The following is a 23,754-nucleotide window of genomic DNA, read 5'->3' as shown; positions in this document are numbered from 1 at the left end:
CCCCGGCAATCTCAAGCCAAACCTTGCTCCAACAACCACCGCCGCACCATCATCTGCTGCTCCCCCGCAGGAATACCGGGACTGATCGTCGGGACTTTCTTCTGATTCGAAATCCTGGGGCTGCTGCGCAGCCCATCGCGACACAAGGCCGCTCCCACAGGTACCGCGCTGCCCTCAAGGTCTGTGCCGGACCTGTGGGAGCGGCCTTGTGTCGCGAAAGGGCCGCAAAGCGGCCCCGGCAATCTCAAGCCAAGCCCTGCTCCAACAACCACCGCCGCACCATCATCTGCTGCTCCCCTGGCAGGCCTGACAACACTGCCTCGAGAGGTCGGCCGCTACGCAGCCCCCGCACCACCGGCGCCAGCTCCACCCCCTGCAAATGCCACACCCCCAACGGCTGATCCGCCGTCACCACCACCTCGGCCTCATCCACCAGCCCGTCACGCAACACTGGCCGCCGCTCGACCCTCAGCGCGCTCCAGTCCGCCGCCACGTGCAATGCCTGCGTGTCCGGCCAATCCTGCCGCCGCGCCCAGAACGGCTGCCCCACCCGCCCCTGCTCTTGCCCATAGAAATCCCGCCCGATCCGGGCAAAACGCAAAAACAGCTGTTCGATCCGCTGCTGATGAAACTGCCGCGCCAACCCGGCCCGCTCGGGCCTGCGCAGCAAGGTATTGATCACCACCGGCGCCTGCAGCGCCGAAGACAGCGACTGGAAGATCCCGTTGCCCGACAGTGGGTCAACGGCCATCGCGGCATCGCCCACGCGTATCCAGTCCTGCCCGACGCACTCACCGGCCAGAATCGCGGTGCTGCTGCGCGCATGCACCTCTGCCGGCGCCAATGCCCTGGCATCGAACAGCTCGGCCACCAGCGCGCTGTCGGCTCGCCGCGCCGCGCAATAATCCGCCAACCCGGCCTTGCCCGGCAGCCCGGCGGCGTCCAGGGTGACTTGCCAGTAGCAGCGGCCGTCTTCCAGGCGCGCCATCCACGCCCAGCCATCCGCCAGGCTCTCCACCGCCGACGCGGGCGCCCCGGGGGCGGCCTGCCAGACATTCAGCAAGCTGACCGTCTCCGGTCCGCGCAGGCGGTCGGCAGCCAGCGGGGCCTGGCGGCCTCGGGCTTCGACCAGGAAATCGGCCTGCAGTACCTGCCCGTCGTCCAGGCGAATACCATGACCGACTTCGCGAACCACCTCACGCACCCGCCCCTCGACCACGCTCACACCCGCACGCTGAAGGTCGTCGCGCAGCGCCCGGTCAAACCTTTGCCGATCCAGCAGAAACTCCTGGTTCAGGTGCAGCTGCTGGCCGTTCCAGTGCACTTGCCGAGTCGCCGGCATCGCCGCCTGGCGCAACGCCCCGCCAAGGCCGGCGTGGCGCAGACCGTCCAGCACCCGCTGCGAAACCCCTTCGACCGCCGCGAACCGGCGCCACTCGGACACCACCGTCACCGCATAGCCCAGCCGCCGCAGGCCAATGGCCGTGGCCGCACCCGCAGGGCCTGCCCCCAGCACCACAATGCGCGGTTCAACCATGGCCGGCACCTCGTCGCTCGGGGCCGGTAAACGCCGCGTGGTGGCGCAACCAATCATGAACCTGCTGGTGGCCCATGCCCGGCTCATTACGCAGCAACGCAGCGATCCTGCCACTCAGGGCCGCACAGCCCAGGCTCGCGCCCGCCCTGCCGCCCGCGCCCACATAACCGCCAAAGTCCGCCTGCCGGGTACCCAGCCAGGACCACTCGCCCGGCGCACAGCGGGCATCGCCGGTAACCCGGATCACCCCGGGGTAGCTGGCCGGGTACACGGGCCCGCCCTGGGCCGGACTGGAGGCGCACAACAGCACACCCGCGGCCAAAGCCTCGGCGCAAGCCTGGTGCAGCACAGGCCGGTCCTGCTGCAGGCCAAGGCTGAGGTTGACCAGCGTAACCCCCGCCTCCACCAGCCACAGCAGCGCGGCCGCCACCTGCAAGGCACTGGTGCTGGCCTGGGCGCCGAAAACCTGGGCCAGCAGCACGGGCACCGGCCCGGCCTCCCGCTGCAAGCCGGCGAGCACCGCGCTACCGTGCCCAAGCTGGTCGGGCAGCATGTCACCTTCGCGCAACTGGCCGTCCTCCAGCCAGAAGCGGCGCGCGCCCAGCAAGGCGCTGGCCTGCTCCGGCGTGCAACCACTGTCGATCACGCCAACACGCACGTCAGTGCCCATGCTTGATCACCTCCTCGGGCAGCACCTGCAACTGGCCAGCGTGCAGCTGCAAGTGCAGGTCGGCATCGGCCAGGGTCGAAGCACGGTGGCTGATCAGGATGCGCGTGCGGCCGGCGAACAGCTGGTCGATGGCCGCGATCACTTCGCGCTCGGTGGCTTCGTCCACCGCCGATGTGGCCTCGTCCAGTACCAGGATCGCCGGCGCCTGCAGCACGGCGCGGGCAATGGCAATGCGTTGTTTCTGCCCACCGGACAACTGCTGGCCACGCTCACCCAGCAGGCCGTCCAGGCCCAGCGGCAGGCTGTCGACCAGGCTGTCCAGCCGCGCCAGGCGCACCACCCGTTCCAGTTCCTCACGGCTGGCCTCGGGCACGCCGTAGGCCAGGTTCTGTGCCAGGGTGCCGCGGAACAGCACGATATCCTGGCTGACCACCGCAATGCGCCGGCGCAGCGCCGCCAGGTCCAGTTCGCGCAGGTCGGTGCCGTCCAGCAGGATGCGCCCGGCGTCCGGGTCGTAGAAGCGCTGCAGCAGGTCGATCAGGGTCGACTTGCCCACACCCGAAGCACCGCTGATGGCCACCTTCAGGCCACCCGGCACGCACACCTGCACGTCGTTCAGCACCGCGCCTTGGCGCCCTTCATGGGCAAAGCTCACCCCCTCGAGGCGCAATTCGCCCGGGCCGTCGGGCATCGGCTGCGGGTTGGCTGCCGGGCGCACGGCCACGGCCTCCTGCTTCAGTTCCATCACCCGCCCCAGGCTCACCGCCATGCGCTGCACTGCCACGTACAGGCCCAGCAGGCTCTGCACCGGCCCTACCGCCATGCCCATGTAGGTGGAAAAGGCGATCAGCGCACCTAGTTGCCAAGTGCCCTGGATTACCCACCAACCGCCGACCAGGAACGCGCAGGCGCGGCACCAGGAGGTCAGCGTGCCGGGGATGGCCTGGGTGAAGAATTCGGTCACCTGCACCTTGAGCAGCTGGCGCATGTAGCCCTGGCCCAGCTGGTCCAGGCGCCCCGCCTCGCGGCCTTGCTGGCCGGCGGCCTGGATGAACTTCATTGCCGGCAGGGTTTCGACCAGGAACGACGACACATCCGCCGAGCGTTCGCGCAGGTTGCGTACTTCGCGCTCCACCTTGCGCCGCATCCAGCGCAGCCACAGCACTTCGATCGGCACCAGCAGCGCCAGCAGCAGCGACAGTTGCCACGACAGCATCAGCATCAACACCACCGCGCCCACCAGGCCGATCACCGCCGACACCGCCGAAAACAGCGAATCCACGGCAAAGCGCTGGATTTCCGCCACATCGCCATCCAGCCGCGAAAGGATGTCGCCGATGCGCCGCCGCCCGTAGAACGTCGGCGACAGCTGCTGCAGGTGGCGGTAAAGGTCGTCGCGCAGGGCAAACAGGATGCGCCCTGACAAGCGCGTGTGCAGGTAACGGTTGACCCCGGCCAGCACGGTACCCAGCAGGCCCGCGCCAATCATGATCGCGGCCATGTGCCAGAGGGTCTGATAGTCCTTGGCCAGCAGCCCCTCGTCGATCAGCGTCTTGACCAGCCAGGGTTGCGCCAGCGCCAGCAACGAGGCGCCCAGCGACAAACCGAGCAACAGGCCGATGGCACATCGATGGGGGCGCACGAAACCATACAGCCAGGCCAACGCCTGGCGCATGAGCACAGGGTCGCTGGATTCCACCAGCCGGGCGAACAGGCCGCCCACGTCAGCCGCGCAACTGTTTGAGCTTGCGGTACAGCGTCGCCCGGCTGATACCCAGCGCCTCGGCCGCCGCGGACACGTTGCCCTGATGGCGCGCCAAGGCGCCACGGATCAGCTCCAGCTCGTTGTCCTTGAGGCTGCCGGAAGGCGCGGTGCCGCTGGCCAGTTCGTCCAGCAGGCAGTCGGTGAGGTGGTCGATGGTCAGCACCTGCTCGCCATCCTCGCGCATGGCCAGCGCGGTGCGCACGACCATTTCCAGCTGGCGGATGTTGCCCGGCCAGTCGAAGCCTTCGAGCAACGCGGTCAGGGCCGGGTCCAAGGTCACGCCCTGGGCATCGGACTTGTCCAGCAGCCCCTGGATGATCGCCGCCAGGTCATCACGCTCGCGCAGTGCCGGCAGGCGCAGCGACACGCCGTTGACCCGGTAGTAAAGGTCTTCGCGGAAGTGCTGCTCCTGCACCAGGCGCTTGAGGTCGCGGTGCGTGGCACAGATCAATGCCACGTCGATGTCCTGCTCGTCGCCCGCCCCCAGCGGTGCCACGCGCCGTTCCTGCAGTACCCGCAACAAGCGCGCCTGCAGCGCTAGCGGCATGTCGCCGATTTCGTCGAGGAACAGCGTGCCGCCATGGGCCTGCATCAGCCGGCCGACCATGCCGCCCCGGCGCGAACCGGTGAACGCGCCTTCACGGTAGCCGAACAGTTCGGACTCGATCAGCCCTTCGGGGATGGCCGCGCAGTTGACGGCCACGAACGGTTTGTCGGCGCGCGGGCTGGCCTGGTGCAGGGCCCGGGCGACGACTTCCTTGCCGGTACCGGTCTCGCCCAGCAGCAGCACCGGCAGGCCATTGCCCAGCCCCTGGCGGGCCATGCGCAGGTTGCGCGCCAGGCGCGGGTCGCCACCGGCCAGGGCGTCGAGCGCCGGCGACTGCTTGCCCGGCGCCGGCTTGCTCACCGGCGTACTGCCGTTGACCCGGCCGTGGCGCGGCAACTGCAGGGCGCGGAAGTAGAACTCGCCCTTGGCCGTTTGCACACTGCTCACCCCGCCCTGCCACAGGCGGGCGATGAAGGCCGGTGACCGTTCACCCAGCAGGTCGCTGCTGCGCCGGCCCAACAGTTCATGGCGCGGCACCTGCAACAGCTGGCAGGCACTGTCGTTGGCAGCCAGCACTTCACCGTCCAGGCTCAGCGCCAGCAGGCCATGCCAGGCGCTGTTGAGGTATTGCGGGCGGCTGTGGAAGGCCAGCACCAATTGCTCCGGATGGCACAGGCCGAACATGCGGCTTTCGATGTTGCCGGCCGCCAGCATCAGCGTCGACAGGCTGTCCTGTGGTTGCGCCATCACCCCTTCACGGGTGATGTCGAGCACGCCGATCACCTCGCCGCGCGGGTCGCGCAGGGGTACCGAAGTGCAGGAGAACGGGCTGAGGCGATCGAGGTAATGTTCGCCGCAGTTGATCAGCGTCGGCCGGCCTTCCACCACTGCCGTGCCGATGGCATTGGTGCCACGCAGTGATTCGCTCCAGCAACTGCCTGGGTGCAGGTCGCGCAGGCCTTCGCGTTGCAGCACGTGCTTCTGCCCTTCGATGGCCAGCACGTTGGCCTGGGCGTCGCCGAGGATAACGATGCCGGCCTTGCCCTGGCGCGCGACCAGGTAGTCCAGTTCCGGGGTAACGGCGTCGACCAGCAGGCGGTTGCGCTCCAGCAGCATGCGCAGGTCATGGCCATGCTCCAGGCCCAGGCCGACCTGCTCGCCCTGCAGGCAATCCAGGCCATGGCCCAGGCTGCGGCGCCAGGAGGCATCGATCTCGTCGCGCAGCATGCCCAGTGGCAGCTCGCCTTCGCTGGCCAGCTTCAGGCGGGCCTGGCGGGATTCGTGCAGCGGGTCGTGGGCGTTTGTTATTAGTTGTCGCGCCATTTTCTACTCCGGCTGTACCCCGCAAGGTGGCGGGGAACGGGCTTGGGAATTTTCCGCAGTGTGCGGGAGAAATCCCTGGCCGTCATCAGGCTGAGGTAGAAGGTGGCATATGGTGACGTTTACGTAAAGGGACACGCAGGAGCACCGCCTTGCTCAAGATCTGAAAGCTTGCGCAAGCTTTGTGGGAACGGGTTCCTAGAGGTCGATCACGGCTGCCGCTCGATTTCAACAAAGCCCAGGTGCCCGCCAGACACCCGGCACCGGCCCATTCGCGGGTAAACCCGCTCCCACAGGGACGGCGTCGCACTTGAGATCACGCGGTACTTGTGGGAGCGGGCATGCCCGCGAACACCGGCAAAGCCGGTGCCATCCACCACGTCGTCTGCTTCGCGGGCGCGCCCGCTCCTACAGGGACGGCGCGGGCTTCGAGTTGGCGCTGAGCCTGTGGGAGCGGGTTCACCCGCGAAGAGGTCATCGAGCTCAATCACGGCTACCGCTTGATTTCAACGAAGCCCTGGCGCCCGCCAGTCACCTGGCACCGCCCCATTCGTGGGTAAACCCACTTCCACAGGGACGGCGTCGCACTTGAGATCCCACAGGTACTGCGCTGGCTTAGCCACCATAAACGTAACAACCGGGCACAAGGCCGCTCCTGCAGAAATAGCGCACAACTTGTTCTCAACTAATGGCCGCGAAGACAACTTAAAGCCAACCCAACAACCAAGAAAAAAACACCAAGTTACAAGTTTCAGAAAGTCCCTACTTATAACCCAAAACAACAACACCCTGTTTATTTAAATCCCGCCGCAGCCCGCCTACCCTGCAAGTCCGCCCTCGCCATCAACCTTACCCCAGGCCCAATCTTCACCGGGCCTACGGCTGATACCGGAGCAATTCTTAACAAGGGAAAACACGCCATGTACCGACAATCTGATCTGCGCTTCAGCTTTCAACCCTTGGCTGGCGACATTCAATTCGAGGTAATTTCATTCGAACTCGACGAAGCCATCAGCGCACCATTCCAGTTGAAGCTGGAGCTGATCAGTCACGAAGATGAAGTCGACTTCGGTCAGTTGCTCGACAAGCCGGTACTGTTCACAATCTGGCAGCACGAACGCCCACTGCGCTACGTGCACGGCGTGACAAGCAGCTTCAGCCAAGGTGAAACGGGCTTTTATCGCACCCGTTACCATGCCTTGGTCGAACCCCTCCTGGCCCGCGGCGGGTTGCGTTCGAACTGGCGAATCTTCCAGCAGAAAACCGTGCCGCAGATTCTCGAAATCATGCTCAAGCGCCAGTGCATCCTTCATTTCGAGTTGCACACTTTTGGCGACCATCAGGCGCGCGAGTTCTGCGTACAGGCCGGTGAAACAGACCTAGACTTCATCGCCCGCCTGGCGGGTGAAGAGGGTTTCATCTATCGCTTCGAGCACACGCCAAAACAACACCTGCTGGTCATCACCGACCGACTGCTGGCGCTGGGGCAGATCAGCCGAGGCGCGATCAAGACCGAAGACGACGATGAAGGGCTTCCTGAAGAGGACGACGTCGGCCCCGACCAGGTGCTGTACCGCGCCAACAGCGGTGGTGATCAGGCCAGGCCTTGCCTGCGCCGCCTGCGCTACAGCGAGCAGGTACGCACCGCACGACAGGTACAGCGGGACTACACCTTCACCAACCCGCAGTACCGGCAGGAACACCGCGCAGATGACAGTGGCATCGCCCATCAGTCCCAGGATTATGAGCGCTTCGACTACCCCGGCCGTTACAAGCGCGATGTGGTCGGCGTCCCCTTCACCGCCACGCGACTCACGGCCCTGCGCCATGACGCCCGTATTGCCGAGGTAAAGGGCGACGATGTGCGGCTGCAACCAGGCCTGAGCTTCACCCTCATCGAACACCCCCGCAAAGACCTCAACACACACTGGCGCGTGATGCGCGTGCATCACGAGGGGAGCCAATTCACCAGCCTGCAAGAAGAAGCTGCCGGAGCCGAACAGGGAACACGCTACTCGCAGGAAGCCGTGCTGGTGCCCGGCCGGATCGAATGGCGACCTGCGCCGCTGGGCAAACCGCGCATCGATGGCCCGCACATGGCCACCGTCGTCGGTCCACCCGGCGAGGAGATCTATTGTGACGAATGGGGACGGGTCAAGGTCAGCTTCCCCTGGGATCGCGAGAGCAGAAACAACGAGTTCAGCTCCTGCTGGGTGCGCGTATCACAAGGTTGGGCAGGCGGCAGCTGGGGCTCGATGGCTATCCCACGCATCGGCCAGGACGTGATCATCCAGTACGTCAACGCCGACCCCGACCAGCCAATGATCACCGGGCGCACCTACTGCGGGGATCAACTGCCGCCCTACGAGCTGCCGGAACACAAGACGCGCATGACCATCAAGAGTCAGACCCACAAGGGTAATGGCTTCAACGAACTGCGTTTCGAAGATGAACTGGGTCGGCAGGAAGTGTACGTGCATGCCGAAAGGAACATGAATATCAAGGTCAAACATGACCAGACCCTGAACGTCGGCAATGATCGCGCCACTGCGACAGGCCGGGACCAAAACACCAGCATTGCGCGTGACGAGACTATCGATACGGGACGTGATCGCCGCGATCATGTTCACCAGGACCGATTCACCAGCATCGACCGCAACGATATCCACTCCATTGGCAACACAAGCCGCATCACCATTGCCGCCGACCACAGCCTGAGTATCGGCGGCAATCAGTCGCTCGTCATCGAAGGTACGCGTGCCATTGAAGCCCGTACTGCACAACGCCTGCTGACCCGGTATTACATGCTTCAGGGCACGGAACGCATCCACATCCGTGGCCCGAGCGGCAAGATCATCCTCGATACCGACGGCATCACTATCGAGGCTCCCAACATCCACTTCAAAGGCAATGTCACCTACCAGACACCTGTGCAGGCCCAGGTCGAAGCCATCGAGGCCGCCATTCGAGAAGGCTCACCGCTGATTGAAGAATGCCCCTTTTCCGGGAAGGACGACGCATGAGCCTGCACCAGCAATTAAGCGAAGGCAGCCTGTACACGGGTGTCGTCAGTGCAAGCCTGTTCGTGCTTGCCGAAGCGTCGGCCAATCCGGGCCTGCTGGGCAGGCTCGAGTTCCATTCCACCCGACACCAATGCCTATGGCACCTGGACCATCACACCGGGCTGGAGAAGCATGCGCCATTACTGTTCCAGCTGACAGCAGGCAGCGAACTGGATGCCTGGCTTGGCCGCCTGGACGGGGCCTTCGCCTGTACTGTCGCCGAGACCACTCTGCCCCTCGAAGCCCTCGCACGGCACCTGCGCCGCTTTGGCAAAGTCCAGGAAGGACGACGTCGTTACTTCATGAGGCTTGGTGATCCTCGGTCGTTAAGCTTCTACGTCGGCTCACTGACGCAGCAGCCAGACACCCTGGCCCGGCTGTTCGATCACGGACGCATACGCAGACTCTACTTCCACGATTCACGAACCGGGCTTGCACTTGGCGCACAGCCGCTGTTCGAGCAAACAGAAAGCAGCATCGAACGGGAAGGCTGCCTGGCCTGGCTGCCATTGCACCACGAGGTCCCTGCATGAGCCTGCCGAGTCTGAATCTGGGTGCGCTGCAAGCTGCCTCGCTACGGTCCACCAACCGTCGACTGTCCCGCTTCCTGCTGGGGACGTTGGACAGTTCGATTGCGCGTTTTCATACCCGTCCCGAGGATGTTCCCCTGCTGGTAGCCAATGCGGGGGCTCTGGTCAGCAACAGGGGCTACACCTGCGGCAAGGAATACAGCTTGCTGGTGCTGAGCCACTTCTTGCTGGGTCTGGGCTGGTGGAACGACCCCGCAAGCGAATCGGTGTGGTCAATCCACCACGTTCCCGGCCTTACCCAGGATGAGCGACTCGACATGCTGACCGTGCGGGCAGTAGCCCACCGTATACAGTGGGAGGGTCAACTTACCCTTATGCATGACGTCACACGGCAGATTTTGCGCTTGCCCGATGACGATTGCGACCACGACCGGCAGTGGCGATCACTGGAGCAACTGATGAACCTGCGCGGCATACCAGCTGACGCGCAGCAGTCTTGCTACTGCTGCTATGAGTCGGATGCCAGCCGCCGCTATGCGCTACCCGCCATCAACCACAAAGAGCTGAACGGGAACGAGATCCTCGCCTACCGCTATTACGGAAAACGGCTACCTCAGCCGTCCGATGACCTGTACAAGCTGCCCCCGTTGCCCCGCAGCCAAGTGCTGGTGCATGTGCTCCTGGCGATCGCGTTCGGTCGACACTTTTACCTCAACCCATTGTTCACCCCTTGGGTGAAGTTGCTTGAAGCCACCGACTCTCCCCGAGAGCGCTGCAGGGTGTTGGCAGATCAACTGGCAGCCCACCAACAAGCACTCAAGGAGCCGAGTCCGCATGGTTGAAGCATCTGCTTTACAAATGCTGGGGCAAGCCGCACTCAACGGAGCGCTGCCTGTTCCACCCGACATTTGCGTACCCTGCTCCCTTCCCGGCGCGCTGTTCTCTCTCGACGGTGGTGATGGCTGCGACCAGTTGCTGGGCATACCTTCCCGCAGCGGCGTTGGCCCCACGTGGTTTCGCAACAACCCGTGGATCCGCGACTTGGCGCGCAACCACCGCGACACCTTCCTCCAGCAGGTGCTGGAGCATGCCGGCGACACGCTGGGCAATGCCTGGCTGGCGGAATTCTATGCCTTTGCCGCCAGCGAAAAGCTGCAGTTGGTGTGCATCGACGACCAGATCCGCCTCGACGAACTGCCCCCACCCGTACTCGACCACATGGGCGAGCGCAGCCAGCACGGTTATGCCTTTGCCCTGCACAGCAATTTCTTGTTCACCGACCACAAGATCTATTTCGCCACCTTCACCCATGTGCAGTGGGCCGAGGCGCAACGGGAAGAATACGTTGACGAGCACGGCACCCAGCGTATCAGCCCGCCCTATACCTGGCACACGCCCAGTGGCCTGTACCCGATCGAACAGGCTTGTGAACAGCTGGCCCGGCACTACGCCGAAGCCAAGGCCCGGGCTCGCTTCTGGCAAGGCGTCATTGGCGCGGGCGAATTCGCCCTCGGCGTGCTGGCATTCATACCGGTGGTGCGCGGCATCAAGGGCACCGTAACGCTCGGCCGCTATGCCTTCGTCGCCCTGGAAGCCGCGCTGGCCGCCGATGCCATGGTCGACGGCAGCAGCCGCATGATCACGGGCGAAGGCCTGAGTATCGGCGAGCAGTTCTTCACCGACCTGGCGCGCCTGGCCAACCCCGACACTGCCGAGGCACGTGGCAAGCAGGTATTCATGGCCATCAACCTGGCCCTGCTGCTGCCGGCCGCCATCGGCGGCGCCCGTTGGCTGATGCACAAGGTGCAGCCCGGCAGCATGACCACCGTACGCCTCGACAACGCCGCGTTGCCGCAAGAGGAAGTCCGCCGCCTTGGCAACCGCAGCGCCGGCGAAGTCACCGTACTGGAAACCCGCATCCAGCGACGCACCCGCGAGGGTGAGCTGCCGGTCACAGCGCATGAACTGCACTCGGTGGAGCGCAATGCCAGCCTGGTCGCGCTCGATGTGGCCGGCGGCAAGGCCGACTACGCCTACATGGCCACCACCCTGCGCGACCGGCTGGTGGCCATGATTCAGCACAGCATCGGGCCGGTGCGCATGGGCGGCAGCCTGACCCGGGTCGTCGCCGATGCCGGCGAAGAAGCCCTGGCGGCGGCCCTGGTCAGCCACTGGAAGGTCAAGCCGGAGAACATCCTCGGCCTGAGCACCCACCCTTCCCGGCCCAGCCAGTTCGGTTTGAAAAACAAGAGCGACCAGGGGATCGACATGCTGGTGTACGTGCCACCACCGCCCTCGATGACGGTGCGTAATCCGACGACGCTGGAAATGCGGCATCACATTGATGGGCTGAAGGGGACGGCACCCGTGGAAGAGTTGAAGTTCGAGGCTGGGACGTTGTTGGTGATTGAGGTGAAAACGACGCTTGGCAAAACCAGGACGCCATCTTTTCTAGAAACGCAACGCGTTGGAGGGTCAAGAAATTTACGACGAGTCCAGGAGCTTATAGCTAAGGACAAAGGCGCTTGGCAACTCGATAAGCTTCAAAAGCATGACCCCGGCTTCACATCAAAAGCCGGGGCGACCATGACGGCGACAGCCTCGGGAAAAGTTGAATTCCTGCACGCTCAAGTTTTCTTCGACTCCAGTGGCAAACTCAACCCACTAACCCACGCCCTCAGCGGTATACAAATTAATAACTGGAAATAACATGAAGAAAAATCGACTTCAACAAAGCCTCCGAGACCTGGACGATTGGGCATCTGCTAACGGCAATTATCCAGCCAATTGGTTTGACGATTATTTGAACAACGGCTCCCAATCTACCCTGGCTTTTAACGCCCTATTCAGAATTGGGCTTCTCGAAATCAAAAAAGAGCTTCTACAAGCACGACTCAAAATAGCACCACCAGCACCCAAGAATTTAACGACCGGTATAGTTAGAATGATGGCCAGCGATGCAATCCTTATCGAATCACTTAAGGGCACCGGGCGAGTTGCTAATGATACGCTGGACGGCATAACACACCTCATGTTCTGCGCCATGGCTACAGGACAATTTCGACTGATAGCGCCTTTCCACCAAACCATTCTTCTAGCGTTGGAAGGCGGCTACGGCGTCGAGGATGGAAACAACCTACCTATTGGCACCACCCTACGCTACGCCGCCTTCGGCCTGACCATCATTGGCGACTGGTTGGGCAATCCGCTCGACCTCGACAAACATGCCCTGCCCCGCGACCCAGCCTGGGGTCAATTGGTCGCTCATTGGCGCGAACCTGATCCCGATAAACTGGCGCCGATCCTGGTGGCCGCCTGCGATACCCATGTCCAACGCATTGCCTTGACATCCCGCGAACTTGACTCCGGCAATTTCGAATTCGGCTCCCCCTTCGAGGCCGTCTACCCCGCCGAGATCCTGGCCATTCTCAACCTGCGCCGTTCGCTAGGCCTACCGAACCCTTCCATCGACCACCCATTGATGAAAACACCCTACGCCAGGCTGACCTGCCCGCCTGGCATGCGCTTCGAGCCGGATGAACTGCTGATGCGCTTCCTGGCTGCCGCCTGCAAACACGATCCTGATGCCGTACCGGCCGGCCTTTACGAAGCAATCCTGCAAAACAGCGCAAAGGATTGAGCGATGTCCCGACAAGGTGCGATTCGAAAAGGCGATCCCCACAGCGGGGGTGGTCGGATGGGGGAAGGAAGCGGAGTTCTTGTCAACGGGCGGCAACAATGCATTCTCGGAGATCGTGCGCCATGCGCGCTTCATGGAGGGACATTTGCGTTGGTCTCTGGCGGTGACGGTAGTGTCTTGTTCAACGGTATTTCGTTGGTGTTCGAGCCTGCAGAGCTTGCTTGTGGGTGCCAGGTTTCATCTACCTGTTCGGGACCTTATGCCAGAGAGGGCTGAACGACCTGAAGATCGTTGATTTCATGCATCGACGTCTTCGCGGGCTTGCACGATTTGAACAGCGCTCGCGTTATCTGTTTCGCGGGCGCGCCCGCACCCACAGGTACTGCGCTGGCTTCGAGTTGGCGCTGAACCTGTGGGAGCGGGCAGGCCCGCGAACACCGGCAAAGCCGGTGCCATCCACCGCGTCGTCTGCTTCGCGGGCGCGCCCGCTCCCACAGGGACGGCGCTGGCTTCGAGTTGGCACTGAACCTGTGGGAGCGGGTTCACCCGCGAAGAGGCCCTCGAGCTCAATCACGGCTGCCGCTTGAGTCCGACAAAGCCCAAGCGCCAGTCAGACACCTGGCACCGTCTTCCGCCCAACCAGCTGCTGCCTCTCCACCCCATCCAGCAACGCCTCCACCACCGCCTTGGCCGAATCCAGCCCATGGTCGTTGCTCAACAACAGATCACGACAGGTCCCCTTGGCCAGCTCCAGTGCCTTGAGATTGGTCGCAAACGCGCCTTTGAGCAGCGTGGACAGATGCACCAGCGCATCTTCGAAGTCCACCCCCGAACGCACGGCAAACAACGGTGGATGGCTGCATTCGCACGTGGAGAAACTGGAGGACGCCGTGGTGGCGCGTACGGGAGGATCGGGTAAGCCTTTTGTCATTGTGTCGCTCCTTGATTCACTGGAGCCGCCACAAATCGCTACCAAACGAGATGGTGACGGCTGTACGCAGGTTGGTAGACCGGGAATCAAGGAAACCGGCGCGCACGGAGGCGCCCTACGCACAGCCGCCATAAAACGAAACAGCCGGGCACAAAAAAGCGCCAACTGTATCGCAGAGCGGGCGCTTGTGCGCCTTGATTGATCGCGGGCTACCAAACCCGGCTGCTGGACTTACAGCAGCGGGCAAAGACTACCGGTGTCGGGGAAGCGTTTCAAGCGAAGGGAATGTGCAGTAACACTTCCGTTGCCGCCTCTCACTCATCACCGGCCGGCGAATCAGCAGTGTTCACCATGTTGTGTCGCCTGCACCGGCCTCTTCGCGGGTAAACCCGCTCCCACAGGGACGGCGTCGCACTTGAGATCACGCGGTACCTGTGGGAGCGGGCAGGCCCGCGAACACCGGCAAAGCCGGTGCCATTCACCGCGTCGCCTGCTTCGCGGGCGCGCCCGCTCCCACAGGGACGGCGCGGGCTTCGAGTTGGTGCTGAACCTGTGGGAGCGGGTTCACCCGCGAAGAGGCCCTCAAGCTCAATCAGGCTGTTGATTCTGGCTCAGGTACTTGTCCACCGTAGCCTGTCCCTCCCCCGCATCCCCCGCCACCTGCCACAGCCGCCGTTCAATCCCCTGCGCCAGCAAATGCCCCACCGCCGCCTCGATCGCCGACAACACGCACAGCTGCGCCGGTTCGTTGGTGGTGTACCCCACCTCGGCCTCGAGCAGCTTCTTGAACTCGATGAACTTGAACACCCCGGCGCTGCGGCCGACCGAATAGATGGTCTTGCTGGTCATCACATTGGCCAGCACCTGCCCGGTGCGCACGTCCACCGCGCGCAGGTTCACGGTCACCTGGTCGACGCGGTACTCGCGGGAGATATCTATCCCCAGGTAGCGGGCACCTTCGCCGCCGCTGCGCACGTTGGTGTCGTAGGCGATGATGCCGCCCTCCAGCATCAGGTTGGCAGCCTGCAGCGGCGGCAGTTCACCCATGATGTTTTCCGGTACATCGGGCTTTTTCTGCGAAGCACGGATGATCTTGCGCTCGGTCAGCAGGTTCTGCAGGCCTTCACGCTCCAGCACCACGAACCAGCCACTGGCACTCAGGGCGTCCATCAGCATGCTTGCCGCCCCCTGGGTGACACTGGTGGAGAACGAGCTGGCCGGGGTCGGCTTGTACTGCCCGGTCTGGTCACGGAAGCCGTACACCACTGCCATCAACCGGCCCTTGGGCCGGGGCATGTTGATCAGGTCGTAGTAGGTCGAAGCACGGGGGGTCAGGGTCGGGGTTTCCGAGTCCTGTTCGGCGGGCATCGGTTCGCGCAGGCCGCAACCGTGCAGGCCTAGTGCGGTGAGGATCAGCAGCGTGCTCAGCAGACGTTTCATGTTGTTCTCTCCCCGACAAACAGCCCTTCCCTCTCAGGGGTTGAGGCCGCTGACCTCAATGATCGAAATTTCTCCTGTGGCGCGATCGGTGACCTTGATACTCAAGGCCCCGGAATCGTCGATGACGTCGATGAGAAACGCATCGGTCGCCATGCTGCCGGTGTTGCCGTTACTGATGTTGTCCAGCAACTGCGACAACATCCGCGACTCCAGCTGGTTGCTGAAGCGCTCCAGGGCCGTGGTGCCGGCAAAGGCCGAGGAGCGGTCCTTGAGGTCGGGGTCGTCGTAGTCGTTCTGCGCCTGCGCGTTGTTCAGCAACCAGGTGCCATTGAGCGGGTTGCCGCCAAAGGCCGGGTTGACCGGGGTGTACACCAGCTCGGTGGCCTGGGCGGCACACGCGCTGGCCAACAGGCAGGCGGCGATGCAACGGGGTATGTGGTGCTTCATAGCTCGTCCCTCTCCAGATCGGTGGTGTCCTGCAGCAGGCGTTGCAACTTGCGTTGGATGATTTGCTGCTTGACCAGGTCGGCTGCTGCAACGGCCTCGTCCTTGAGCTCGGTGGTGTTCGGCGGCAGGAAGCGGCGGTACACCACCTCACGCTCGAACTCCACGGTGACCAGGCTGCCCCAGCGGGCATCCGGGCGTTCGCGCACCACCAGGTTGAAATCCAGCCGGCTGGTGGCGCGCAGGCGGTCAGCGAAGTAGTAGTAAAAGTCGTGGCCGATGTGCGAGATGGTGTTGTCGACGATGAAGCCTTGCATCTCGTCCTCGTCCCCGGCCCTGACCGAGGTGGCCAGCACTGCCACCAGCAGCAGGCCCAGGCACAACGCGGCCAGGCGGCTCATGGCGTGTCTCCCGGGCCGGCATGGGTCTGCACGCCACCGGCACTTTCGGTAAAGGCCTGCTCGGCGACGAACTGCCAGTCGCTGTAATGTTCCAGCCCATCGAAACCGCTCCATTCGGCGCTGAAGCCACTGCGCTTGAACGGGGTGGCGTCCGAGCGGCTGTGCACGCCGGTGATGCGGCCATCGATCGAGCGCAGCAGGCCCCAATCGTCACTGTTGGTGATGGGGTCGGGGTACAGCCGGCGAATATGCCGCCTGGCCTGCGGGAAGCGGTTGTCCTGCAGCAGGTCGGCCAGTTCCTGTGGATACTGGGCCAGCCCCGGCGAGGCGCGGTAGTAGCTGCGCAGGGCCTGGGCATACTGGCTGCCCACCCACAACAGCTGGCGTTCGCGGTCACGCTGGGCGGCACTGGCCCAGAGCGTGCCGGTGGCGGCCAGGGCCACGCTGCTGACCGCAATCAGCAGCAACACGCCCAGGTAGGTAAAGCCGGCGTCGGCCTTACCATTCCGCGAACAGGCTGCCATCGCGCGCCCTCCCTGTGGCACCGCTCTTGATATCGGCCACGCCGCCGGCCACGCCTTCAGGCGGTGGCACCAGCTGCCAGGCATCGCTGCGCTCGGTGATCGGGTCGATCGGGGTGTTGCGCAGGTAACGCTGTTCCACCAACTGCTCCAGCGAGTCGGGGTAGTGGCCGGTGTCGCCGTAGTAGTGGTCCAGCGCCTCGCGCAGCACCGCCAGGCTCTGGCGCAGGGTGGCTTCGCGGGAGCTTTCCAGGCTGTTGAAGTAGCGCGGCATGGCAATGGTCATCAGCGTGGCGATGATCGCCAGCACCACCAGCAGTTCGATCAGGGTGAAGCCTTTGCTGCGTTTCATGGCTGTCACCATTGCCCGTAGGGGATGTTGTTCAGGCCTTTGCCGCGGGCCTTGGAATACACGTCGAACACGTCTTCGCCTTCGCGCGGGTTGTCGGGGCTGCTGTCGTAGGCGCGCAGCCCCCACCCGCCTTCGTCCTCACCTTTGGCCGCCACCAGCGGGTCGTGCGGGATGCGCCGCAGGAAGTAGAACTTGGCGCCCTTGGCGCTGCGCACATCGCGCACGCCGTCCACCAGCACCTGCAGGTTCGGCGGGTAGCCGCTGGCGTCCAGGCGCTTCTCGATGTAGCCGGCATCGAACGCGCGCTTGTAGGCGTCGATGGCGTCGCGAATCTGGTACAGCGCCTCGCGCAGCTGCTGTTCCTTGCCGCGGCGCACCACGGTTTCGGTCAGCGGCGCGGCCATGCTGGCAAGCAGCCCGAGCAGTGCCAGGGTCAGCACCACCTCGATCAGGCTGAAGCCCTGCATGCGGCGCTGCGCGATCATGGCCGCGGGCTCCCTTTGGCCGGGGCGATCGCCATTTGGCTTTCCACCACCGGGGCATCGGTGGCCGGGGCATTGCCAGGCACATCCTCCGGCGGCAACGGCGCCATCTGCCGCACCTGCATGGCCGACTCGGTGCCGGTGGCGAACTCCATGTCCGACGGGCTCTGGTACGGCAGGTTGCGCACGATGCGCGGGGTGATCGCCAGCACCAGCTCCGACTTGCTCATGTCGTCCTTGTTGCTGCCGAACAGCCGGCCCAGGCCAGGGATGTCGCCAAGGCCCGGGATCTTGTTGCCGCTGGCGTTGTGGTCGTTGCGCACCAGGCCGGCCAGCACCTGGGTTTCGCCATCGTGCAGGCGCAGGGTGGTCTGGGCGTTGCGGGTGTCGACCTGGACCGGGATGGTGCCTTGGCGCGTGGCTTCCAACGGGGTGGCGTTGCTCACCTCCAGGGCTACCTTGATCGCCACTTCGTTGTTCAGGTGCACGGTGGGCTGCACCTCGAGCTTCAGGCCCACGTCCAGGTAGGTGACGCTTTCGGTGATCACCGGGCCCTGGGTGGACGGCACCGAGGTGGCGCTGATGATCGGTACCCGCTGGCCGATGTGGATGCGCGCCTGCTCACGGTTGCTGACGCGGATAACCGGGCTGGCCAGGGTGTTGATGTCCTTGTCCTGGGCGTTGATCTTGGCCTGCGGCGCCGGCGCGATGCTGATGCGGCTGGAGTCGATGCCCTTGAGCTGGTCGAGCACGCTCACCGGCTGGCCGTCGGAGCTCAGCACGCCGAAGGTGTTGGGCCATTGCAGGCCGAGGTCGAGGATGCGCGAAGTGGCCACTTCCATCACCTCCACTTCCAGCACCACCTCGGGGTTGGACTGGTCCTGCGACTGCAGCAGCTTCTCGGCCATGCGCACGGCATCGGGGGTGTCGCGCATGGTCAGGGTGTTGAGGCGTTCGTCGACGAACACGTCGCGGGTCTTGAGCATGGTCTTGACCATGTTCAGCGCAGTGTTGGAGTCGATGCTGGTCAGGTAGAAGGTGCGCATGACCAGTTCCTGGTAGTCCTTGGTCTTCTGCGGCGAGTCGGGGTAGATCATCAGGGTGTTTTCGTTGACGATCTTCTGCCGCAGCTGGTTCTGTTCCAGCAGCAGCGCCACGGCGTCCTCGATGCGCAACTCGCGCACGAAGATGGTGGCCTTCATGTCCGGGCGCATGTCCTTGTCGAAGATGAAGTTGATGCCGGCGACCTGGGACAGCACCTCGAAGATGGTCTTCAGGTTGGCATCGCGAAACTCCAGGGTCACCGGCCGCTCCAGCTTGCTGCGCAGCTGCGGGAACGGTTGCGCGGTGCGCGCCTGCACGTTCTCGATGTCGCTGCGCAGGGCAATGCCCTTCTGGTTCTGCGGGTCCAGTCGCAGCACTTCGCGCATGTAGCGCTCGGCACCGAACAGGTCACCCTGGCGCAGCGCCGCCTGGCCCAGCGCCACGCGCTCGTCGAGGGTGCGGATCAGCTCCAGCTGGCGGATGCCTTCCTGGGCGCGGCGGTTGTTCGGCTCCAGGGTCAGCACCCGGCCATAGCCCATGCGGGCGCTGGCGAAGTCGTGGCGGATGCGGTCGGCGTCGGCCTGGGTCAGCAGCGCCTCGACCGCGGCCTGGCGGCTGTGGGCCAGGGCGATGTTCAGCTCGGTGTCACGCGGGTCCTCGCGCAGGGCTTCTTCCAGGCGGGCGATGCCGGCTTCGTACTGGCCCTCCTTCATCAGCTGGTCGCTGTCCTTGCGTACCGCGCTGGAGCCGCAGCCGGCAATGGCCACGCACAGCGCCACTAGCAGGAACGGAGCCGGTTTGCACAGCTTTGACGACTTCATGGTGCGCTCCCTACAGACAAAGTCTGCGACTGATGCAAAGGCAGGTAGACCAGGTGCAGCTCGCTGGCCGATACCCGTTCGAGGCGGTAGGTGTCTTCGATCACGTCGCCCTGGCGCACGACGTAGAGTTTTTCGCCGCTCTGCAGGAAGATCTGCAGGTCGTCGCGGTCGCCAATGCGGCCAATGAACTGGAATGGCAGGGCCGGGGCAGTCGGGGCTGCGGCTACGGCGGGTGCGGTGACCACGGGTTGTTCGGTGACGGTGGCCAGGGCCTGGGGTTTGGTCCATTGCTGGGTCGGGAAGAGATCTCTGGAGGCTTGTTCCGGCCCTTTCGCGGCGGTTCGGCGCCCCGACGCGCCCGCTCCCACAGGGTCGGCGGCGCCCACGGGTCCTGTGGGAGCGGGCGCGCCCGCGAAGGGGGCAACACTGTCTTCCTGGCCGAACCAATGGCCCGGGGCCCAGGCCAGCGCCGCGCTCACGCCGAGGAAGCCAACCCAGATGACAGCACGTTGTGTGTTCATCACGACCTCGACAGGTAAAGGGTCATGCGCAGGCGCGCGTTGAGCTCGCTGTCGCCAATGCGTTTGCGTTGCAGCTCCAGGTCTTCCAGCACCAGGGTCGGCAACTGCTTGAGCAGGCCCCTGAGGAAACCGCGAATCTGCGGGTAGCTGCCACGCACCGGCAGCACGATCTGGTAACGCGCCAGTTGCGTCCTGGGGTCGATGCCCAGGGCATATTCGCCACGCGCCAGGCTGATATGCTCGGCGCTGGCCAAGTGGTACAGGCGCTCGATCAGCTCGCTGGCCCGGGGCTGCCCCGGCAGTTGCTGGCGCAGGCTGTCGAGGGCCTGCTGCTCGGGCTTGATGGCGATCTTCAGCTCGCCACGCCTGACCCGCTCGACCTGCACGCTGGCGTCCGCTTCGGCGGCGCGCAGTTCGCGCAGGTTCTGCCATTGCGGCACCACCCCACCGCACAGCACGCCAACGGCCAGCAGGCCTACCGCAACCGCAGCCAGGCCGACCGGGCCGACGCGACGCAGGCGTTCCTGGAGGATCAGGCTGTTCAGCGATTCACGGGCGCGCATGGCCGGTCTCCCAGGTGGCGGTGAGGGTGAAGCGCACCGGGTGCTCGGGCTGCGCGGCCAGCACCTCGTGGTTGAGCAGCGACACATCGCTGAGCTCGGCACTGGCTTCCAGGCGCTGGTGGTACTGCAGCATCGCTTCCAGGTTGCGCGCCTCAGCGGTGATGCGCAGCTGGCCTTTGCGCGCGTCGGGGGCCAGGCTGAGCAGCGCCACGTCGTCCTGCGGCTGCGCTTCGAGCATGGCGAACAGCTGCTGCCAGGGCCGTTGCAGCTGCTGCGACACGCTTTGCATCTGCGCCAGGCGCTCGGCCTGTTCGCGGCTGGCGGCGCTGCCCAGCGGTGCGACAGTGGCCGGGCGACGGCCCAGTTGCTGCTCCAGGCTGTGCACGCTGGCCTCCACTTCGACCTGCTCGGCCTGCAAGCTTTGTTGCAGCAGCACCAGGCCGGCGACCATGGCACTCGCCACGGCCAGCAGCGACCAGGCCATCGGGCTGTTGCGCCGGGGCTGGAATTCCAGGTCGAGGCGGCGCATGTCAGGCCACCGCCCGCCACATGGCGCACAGCGGGTCGGCGTCGCTGGCCGGCTGGCACAGCTGCACCGCCGCCAGTTGCGGCACCTCGCCCCGGCCCGGGGCATGCAGGTAGACCCGTGGCAGGTGCTCGCCGTACAGCTCGCAGGTGCGCTCGATCAATGCTTGCAGGGCCTGGTCGCTGTCGGCGCAGCCTTGCGCCAGCACTTGCTGCCAGGCCCCGCCGGCGGCCAGCAGCAGCACGCTGCGGCGCGGTTCGGCCAGGACGAACAGGAAGTCGCCCTGCTCCAACTGTGCCGAGCAGCGGTTGTAGGCGGCCATCAGGTACGGCTGCACCGAGCGCAGGCTCAGGTGGCTTTCCCGGCCCAGCGCCTGCAGCCGTTGCAGCAGGGCTTCGGGCAGCGCCGTGGCGATGCGCGCGGCCCCGGCCGGCTCGGGCGACAGCACGATGCGCCAGTCGTCCAGCGGCTGCCCGTAGAGGTTTTCGAAACAGGCCCGGGCGTAGGCGTCCAGTTCGCGCGGGTGGCTGATGGCATCACTCCAGGGCACCAGGCAGAAGCGGCTGTAGCGGGCCGACAGCAGCACCCGCAACTGGGCACCGCGCACGGCATGCTCGGCCAGCAGGGTGGCCAGGGCGTCGACGGCGGCCTCCCAGGCCGGTTGGGCGGCATCGCAGGTAAAGTCGCGGCTGCCCAGCCATTGGTGGTGATTGGCGTGCCAGCTACCCAGGCCTACACCTTCGGCGCCGAGTACGGCACTGTATCTGTAAGCGCCACGATCAGATGAATGTGACACGGTTGATCTCCTCGAGAGTGGTACGGCCATCCCGGACCAGGTCCAGGGCCGAGGCCCGCAGCAAGCGCAGGCCGCGCTGGCAGGCGAGGTTCTTGATTTGCGACAGGGGGCGGCGCTCGACGATCATCTGCCGCAGGTCGTCGTCCAGGTGCAGCAGTTCGGCGATGGCACTGCGGCCGCGGTAGCCACTGCCGCGGCACTGGCCGCAGCCCTGGGCGCGGACGAACTTCCAGCCGGCCACGCCCTCGCGGGTCAGGCCCGCGCCGTACAGGGTGTCGTCGTCGACTTCGCACGGCGTGGCGCAGTGCGGGCAGGCCAGGCGGATCAGGCGCTGGGCCAGCACCGCATTGAGCGCAGAGACGAAGCTGTAGGGGTCGACCTGCATCTGGCTGAAGCGGCCGATCACATCGAACACGTTGTTGGCGTGGATGGTGGTGAACACCAGGTGGCCGGTGAGCGCCGACTGCACGGCGATTTGCGCGGTGTCCGGATCGCGGATTTCACCGACCAGGATCTTGTCCGGGTCGTGGCGCAGGATCGAGCGCAGGCCGCGGGCGAACGTCAGGCCCTTCTTCTCGTTGACCGGGATCTGCAGCACGCCGGGCAGCTGGTATTCGACCGGGTCCTCGATGGTGATGATCTTGTCCACGCCGTGGTTGATCTCGCTGATCATGGCGTACAGGGTGGTGGTCTTGCCGCTGCCGGTGGGGCCGGTGACCAGGATCATGCCGTAGGGTTCGGCGGCCAGCCGGCGCAGGGCGCGCAGGGTTTCCTCGGCAAAGCCCAGGGCCTGCAGCTGCACGCCGCTGACCCGGTCGGACAGGTCCTGCTTGTCGAGCACCCGCAGCACCGCGTCTTCGCCGAAGATGCTGGGCATGATCGATACCCGGAAGTCGATTTGCCGGTCGCCCACGGCAACCTTGAAACGGCCGTCCTGGGGCACGCGTTTTTCGCCGATGTCCAGCTCGGCCATCACCTTGATGCGCGAGATCACCTGGTCGGCGAAGGCGCTGCCGCTGGCCTTGCCGGCGCCGTTTAGCACACCGTCGATGCGGTACTTGATGGTCAGGCCCTGGCCGGTCATGCCTAGGTGGATGTCGCTGGCGTGCAGCTTGAGGGCGTCGTACAGCGTGGAGTTGACCAGCTTGACCACGCGGCTCTGGTCTTCGCTGATGCTGGCCAGCGACAGGCGCTGCAGCGGGTCGCTTTCGCTGCTGGTTTCGGCGTCGTGGTCAAGGGCGTCCACGGCATGGAAGCTTTCTTCGTGGCGGGCCAGGAAGGTGGCCAGGTCGGCGGCGTGGGCCAGGTACAGCGGTGCGCCTTGCAGCACATCGTCGATCCAGGCCAGGCGGGCGTGGTCGAAGGGGTCGGCGAACACGCCCAGCAGTTGGCCGCCCTGCTCGATCAGCACGAATTCACGCTTCAGGCACATCGCCAGGCTGACCTTGTCGAAGCGTGGGGTGCTGGCCAGCAGGGTGTGGCTGCCCAGCACCGGGTAATGCAGGGTCAGGCCCAGGCGCTGGGTGAAAGTGTCGGGGGTGTCGCCGGCCAGCTGTTCCAGGCGGCTGAGCAGGCGTTCGTCGCTGGTTTGCAGGCGGGCCTGGGCCAAGAGGTCGCGGGGGTAGGCAGAGTATGCTTTTACCTGTGCCGGCCCTTTCGCGGGTAAACCCGCTCCCACAGGATTTTCGATATCTTCAGGATTGCAGTGCCCCTGTGGGAGCGGGTTTACCCGCGAAGAGGCCGGTGCAGGCGGTGGAGCGTCCTGGGTTGCATCGAATGCTTCTGGCATGGCCTGCGACTCCGCTCAGGGGCGCGTCGCAGGCTGGCTCGGCCAGGGGTGC

23 protein-coding genes are annotated in these 23,754 nt (G+C 64.8%); 6 read left to right on the top strand and 17 right to left on the bottom strand.

What is annotated here, in order from left to right:
* Positions 1-244 precede the first annotated feature (244 nt).
* Genes qhpG through ABIB24_RS02070 form a run of 4 tightly spaced genes read right to left on the bottom strand, consistent with a single transcriptional unit; the run spans position 245 to position 5,842 of the window.
* A complete protein-coding gene (gene qhpG / locus ABIB24_RS02085) occupies positions 245-1,537 on the bottom strand; it encodes a flavin-dependent monooxygenase QhpG (protein ID WP_354316042.1) in 1,293 nt (430 codons plus the stop codon).
* Positions 1,530-2,207 (bottom strand): subtilisin-like serine protease QhpE, encoded by a 678-nt coding sequence (qhpE, locus tag ABIB24_RS02080; RefSeq protein ID WP_137164132.1) that lies wholly within the window; start codon positions 2,205-2,207, stop codon positions 1,530-1,532. The genes qhpG and qhpE overlap by 8 nt, the downstream gene beginning before the upstream one ends.
* A complete protein-coding gene (locus tag ABIB24_RS02075) occupies positions 2,197-3,930 on the bottom strand; it encodes an ABC transporter ATP-binding protein (RefSeq protein WP_274079210.1) in 1,734 nt (577 codons plus the stop codon). The genes qhpE and ABIB24_RS02075 overlap by 11 nt, the downstream gene beginning before the upstream one ends.
* A gap of 1 nt (position 3,931) precedes the next feature.
* The gene (locus ABIB24_RS02070; RefSeq protein WP_354316041.1) at positions 3,932-5,842 is read right to left on the bottom strand and encodes a sigma-54-dependent Fis family transcriptional regulator; all 1,911 of its coding nucleotides are present in this window, start codon (positions 5,840-5,842) and stop codon (positions 3,932-3,934) included.
* A gap of 917 nt (positions 5,843-6,759) precedes the next feature.
* On the opposite strand from ABIB24_RS02070, the gene ABIB24_RS02065 reads away from it, so the two are divergent.
* From ABIB24_RS02065 to ABIB24_RS02040, 6 genes are read left to right on the top strand one after another with little or no spacing between them, the layout of a single operon-like run.
* Positions 6,760-8,862, top strand: a complete 2,103-nt coding sequence (locus ABIB24_RS02065; protein WP_354316040.1) for a type VI secretion system Vgr family protein — start codon at positions 6,760-6,762, stop codon at positions 8,860-8,862.
* Positions 8,859-9,434: a DUF4123 domain-containing protein gene (locus tag ABIB24_RS02060; protein WP_274119912.1), complete on the top strand. Its 576-nt coding sequence runs from the start codon at positions 8,859-8,861 to the stop codon at positions 9,432-9,434. The genes ABIB24_RS02065 and ABIB24_RS02060 overlap by 4 nt, the downstream gene beginning before the upstream one ends.
* The gene (locus ABIB24_RS02055) at positions 9,431-10,273 is read left to right on the top strand and encodes a hypothetical protein (protein WP_274119913.1); all 843 of its coding nucleotides are present in this window, start codon (positions 9,431-9,433) and stop codon (positions 10,271-10,273) included. The genes ABIB24_RS02060 and ABIB24_RS02055 overlap by 4 nt, the downstream gene beginning before the upstream one ends.
* The gene (locus tag ABIB24_RS02050) at positions 10,266-12,140 is read left to right on the top strand and encodes a hypothetical protein (protein ID WP_354316038.1); all 1,875 of its coding nucleotides are present in this window, start codon (positions 10,266-10,268) and stop codon (positions 12,138-12,140) included. The genes ABIB24_RS02055 and ABIB24_RS02050 overlap by 8 nt, the downstream gene beginning before the upstream one ends.
* A 1-nt stretch (position 12,141) precedes the next feature.
* The gene (locus ABIB24_RS02045; RefSeq protein WP_354316037.1) at positions 12,142-13,071 is read left to right on the top strand and encodes a hypothetical protein; all 930 of its coding nucleotides are present in this window, start codon (positions 12,142-12,144) and stop codon (positions 13,069-13,071) included.
* A gap of 3 nt (positions 13,072-13,074) precedes the next feature.
* On the top strand, positions 13,075-13,347 hold the full coding sequence (locus tag ABIB24_RS02040; RefSeq protein ID WP_137164138.1) for a PAAR domain-containing protein: 273 nt from the start codon (positions 13,075-13,077) through the stop codon (positions 13,345-13,347).
* A 334-nt stretch (positions 13,348-13,681) separates the two neighbouring features.
* Here ABIB24_RS02040 and ABIB24_RS02035 read toward each other — a convergent pair whose 3' ends face one another.
* The 13 genes from ABIB24_RS02035 to ABIB24_RS01975 form a co-directional block, all read right to left on the bottom strand.
* On the bottom strand, positions 13,682-13,918 hold the full coding sequence (locus ABIB24_RS02035) for a hypothetical protein (protein WP_354316088.1): 237 nt from the start codon (positions 13,916-13,918) through the stop codon (positions 13,682-13,684).
* A gap of 672 nt (positions 13,919-14,590) precedes the next feature.
* Positions 14,591-15,442 (bottom strand): CsgG/HfaB family protein, encoded by an 852-nt coding sequence (locus ABIB24_RS02030; RefSeq protein ID WP_274079791.1) that lies wholly within the window; start codon positions 15,440-15,442, stop codon positions 14,591-14,593.
* A 33-nt stretch (positions 15,443-15,475) separates the two neighbouring features.
* On the bottom strand, positions 15,476-15,889 hold the full coding sequence (locus ABIB24_RS02025) for a curli assembly protein CsgF (RefSeq protein WP_013972854.1): 414 nt from the start codon (positions 15,887-15,889) through the stop codon (positions 15,476-15,478).
* Positions 15,886-16,287 (bottom strand): curli production assembly/transport protein CsgE, encoded by a 402-nt coding sequence (gene csgE, locus ABIB24_RS02020; protein ID WP_354316036.1) that lies wholly within the window; start codon positions 16,285-16,287, stop codon positions 15,886-15,888. The genes ABIB24_RS02025 and csgE overlap by 4 nt, the downstream gene beginning before the upstream one ends.
* Entirely contained in the window at positions 16,284-16,811 is a 528-nt protein-coding gene (locus ABIB24_RS02015) for a type II secretion system protein (RefSeq protein WP_013972856.1), read from the bottom strand. The genes csgE and ABIB24_RS02015 overlap by 4 nt, the downstream gene beginning before the upstream one ends.
* On the bottom strand, positions 16,786-17,160 hold the full coding sequence (locus ABIB24_RS02010) for a type II secretion system protein (protein ID WP_024087221.1): 375 nt from the start codon (positions 17,158-17,160) through the stop codon (positions 16,786-16,788). The genes ABIB24_RS02015 and ABIB24_RS02010 overlap by 26 nt, the downstream gene beginning before the upstream one ends.
* 5 nt (positions 17,161-17,165) lie before the next feature.
* Entirely contained in the window at positions 17,166-17,645 is a 480-nt protein-coding gene (locus ABIB24_RS02005; RefSeq protein WP_015270589.1) for a type II secretion system protein, read from the bottom strand.
* Entirely contained in the window at positions 17,642-19,507 is a 1,866-nt protein-coding gene (locus ABIB24_RS02000; RefSeq protein ID WP_137164141.1) for a secretin GspD/PilQ domain-containing protein, read from the bottom strand. Before ABIB24_RS02000 ends, ABIB24_RS02005 begins: the two co-directional genes overlap by 4 nt.
* On the bottom strand, positions 19,504-20,028 hold the full coding sequence (locus ABIB24_RS01995) for a hypothetical protein (protein WP_274079792.1): 525 nt from the start codon (positions 20,026-20,028) through the stop codon (positions 19,504-19,506). Before ABIB24_RS01995 ends, ABIB24_RS02000 begins: the two co-directional genes overlap by 4 nt.
* The gene (locus ABIB24_RS01990; protein WP_085615416.1) at positions 20,028-20,591 is read right to left on the bottom strand and encodes a GspMb/PilO family protein; all 564 of its coding nucleotides are present in this window, start codon (positions 20,589-20,591) and stop codon (positions 20,028-20,030) included. The genes ABIB24_RS01995 and ABIB24_RS01990 overlap by 1 nt, the downstream gene beginning before the upstream one ends.
* Positions 20,578-21,120 (bottom strand): PilN domain-containing protein, encoded by a 543-nt coding sequence (locus tag ABIB24_RS01985; protein WP_354316035.1) that lies wholly within the window; start codon positions 21,118-21,120, stop codon positions 20,578-20,580. Before ABIB24_RS01985 ends, ABIB24_RS01990 begins: the two co-directional genes overlap by 14 nt.
* Before the next feature lies 1 nt (position 21,121).
* Positions 21,122-21,913 (bottom strand): hypothetical protein, encoded by a 792-nt coding sequence (locus ABIB24_RS01980; RefSeq protein ID WP_025339369.1) that lies wholly within the window; start codon positions 21,911-21,913, stop codon positions 21,122-21,124.
* On the bottom strand, positions 21,897-23,702 hold the full coding sequence (locus ABIB24_RS01975; RefSeq protein ID WP_354316034.1) for a GspE/PulE family protein: 1,806 nt from the start codon (positions 23,700-23,702) through the stop codon (positions 21,897-21,899). The genes ABIB24_RS01980 and ABIB24_RS01975 overlap by 17 nt, the downstream gene beginning before the upstream one ends.
* Positions 23,703-23,754 lie beyond the last annotated feature (52 nt).

This window comes from Pseudomonas sp. UYEF17 (genome assembly GCF_040546125.1).
Lineage (GTDB): Bacteria > Pseudomonadota > Gammaproteobacteria > Pseudomonadales > Pseudomonadaceae > Aquipseudomonas > Aquipseudomonas putida_Z.
The sequence above is the reverse complement of the archived record's forward strand: the minus strand, read 5'-3'. Positions and strand labels throughout refer to the sequence as shown.

Coding starts and splice junctions, on each gene's coding strand:
- ABIB24_RS02040 (WP_137164138.1), top strand. CDS start 13,075: ATGTCCCGACAAGGTGCGATTCGAAAAGGCGATCCCCACAGCGGGGGT.
- ABIB24_RS02060 (WP_274119912.1), top strand. CDS start 8,859: ATGAGCCTGCACCAGCAATTAAGCGAAGGCAGCCTGTACACGGGTGTC.
- ABIB24_RS02010 (WP_024087221.1), bottom strand. CDS start 17,160: ATGAAACGCAGCAAAGGCTTCACCCTGATCGAACTGCTGGTGGTGCTG.
- ABIB24_RS01990 (WP_085615416.1), bottom strand. CDS start 20,591: ATGCGCGCCCGTGAATCGCTGAACAGCCTGATCCTCCAGGAACGCCTG.
- ABIB24_RS01975 (WP_354316034.1), bottom strand. CDS start 23,702: ATGCCAGAAGCATTCGATGCAACCCAGGACGCTCCACCGCCTGCACCG.
- ABIB24_RS02045 (WP_354316037.1), top strand. CDS start 12,142: ATGAAGAAAAATCGACTTCAACAAAGCCTCCGAGACCTGGACGATTGG.
- ABIB24_RS02065 (WP_354316040.1), top strand. CDS start 6,760: ATGTACCGACAATCTGATCTGCGCTTCAGCTTTCAACCCTTGGCTGGC.
- ABIB24_RS02000 (WP_137164141.1), bottom strand. CDS start 19,507: ATGAAGTCGTCAAAGCTGTGCAAACCGGCTCCGTTCCTGCTAGTGGCG.
- qhpE (WP_137164132.1), bottom strand. CDS start 2,207: ATGGGCACTGACGTGCGTGTTGGCGTGATCGACAGTGGTTGCACGCCG.
- csgE (WP_354316036.1), bottom strand. CDS start 16,287: ATGAGCCGCCTGGCCGCGTTGTGCCTGGGCCTGCTGCTGGTGGCAGTG.
- ABIB24_RS02055 (WP_274119913.1), top strand. CDS start 9,431: ATGAGCCTGCCGAGTCTGAATCTGGGTGCGCTGCAAGCTGCCTCGCTA.
- ABIB24_RS01995 (WP_274079792.1), bottom strand. CDS start 20,028: ATGAACACACAACGTGCTGTCATCTGGGTTGGCTTCCTCGGCGTGAGC.
- ABIB24_RS02030 (WP_274079791.1), bottom strand. CDS start 15,442: ATGAAACGTCTGCTGAGCACGCTGCTGATCCTCACCGCACTAGGCCTG.
- ABIB24_RS02015 (WP_013972856.1), bottom strand. CDS start 16,811: ATGGCAGCCTGTTCGCGGAATGGTAAGGCCGACGCCGGCTTTACCTAC.
- qhpG (WP_354316042.1), bottom strand. CDS start 1,537: ATGGTTGAACCGCGCATTGTGGTGCTGGGGGCAGGCCCTGCGGGTGCG.
- ABIB24_RS02025 (WP_013972854.1), bottom strand. CDS start 15,889: ATGAAGCACCACATACCCCGTTGCATCGCCGCCTGCCTGTTGGCCAGC.
- ABIB24_RS02050 (WP_354316038.1), top strand. CDS start 10,266: ATGGTTGAAGCATCTGCTTTACAAATGCTGGGGCAAGCCGCACTCAAC.
- ABIB24_RS01985 (WP_354316035.1), bottom strand. CDS start 21,120: ATGCGCCGCCTCGACCTGGAATTCCAGCCCCGGCGCAACAGCCCGATG.
- ABIB24_RS02005 (WP_015270589.1), bottom strand. CDS start 17,645: ATGATCGCGCAGCGCCGCATGCAGGGCTTCAGCCTGATCGAGGTGGTG.
- ABIB24_RS02070 (WP_354316041.1), bottom strand. CDS start 5,842: ATGGCGCGACAACTAATAACAAACGCCCACGACCCGCTGCACGAATCC.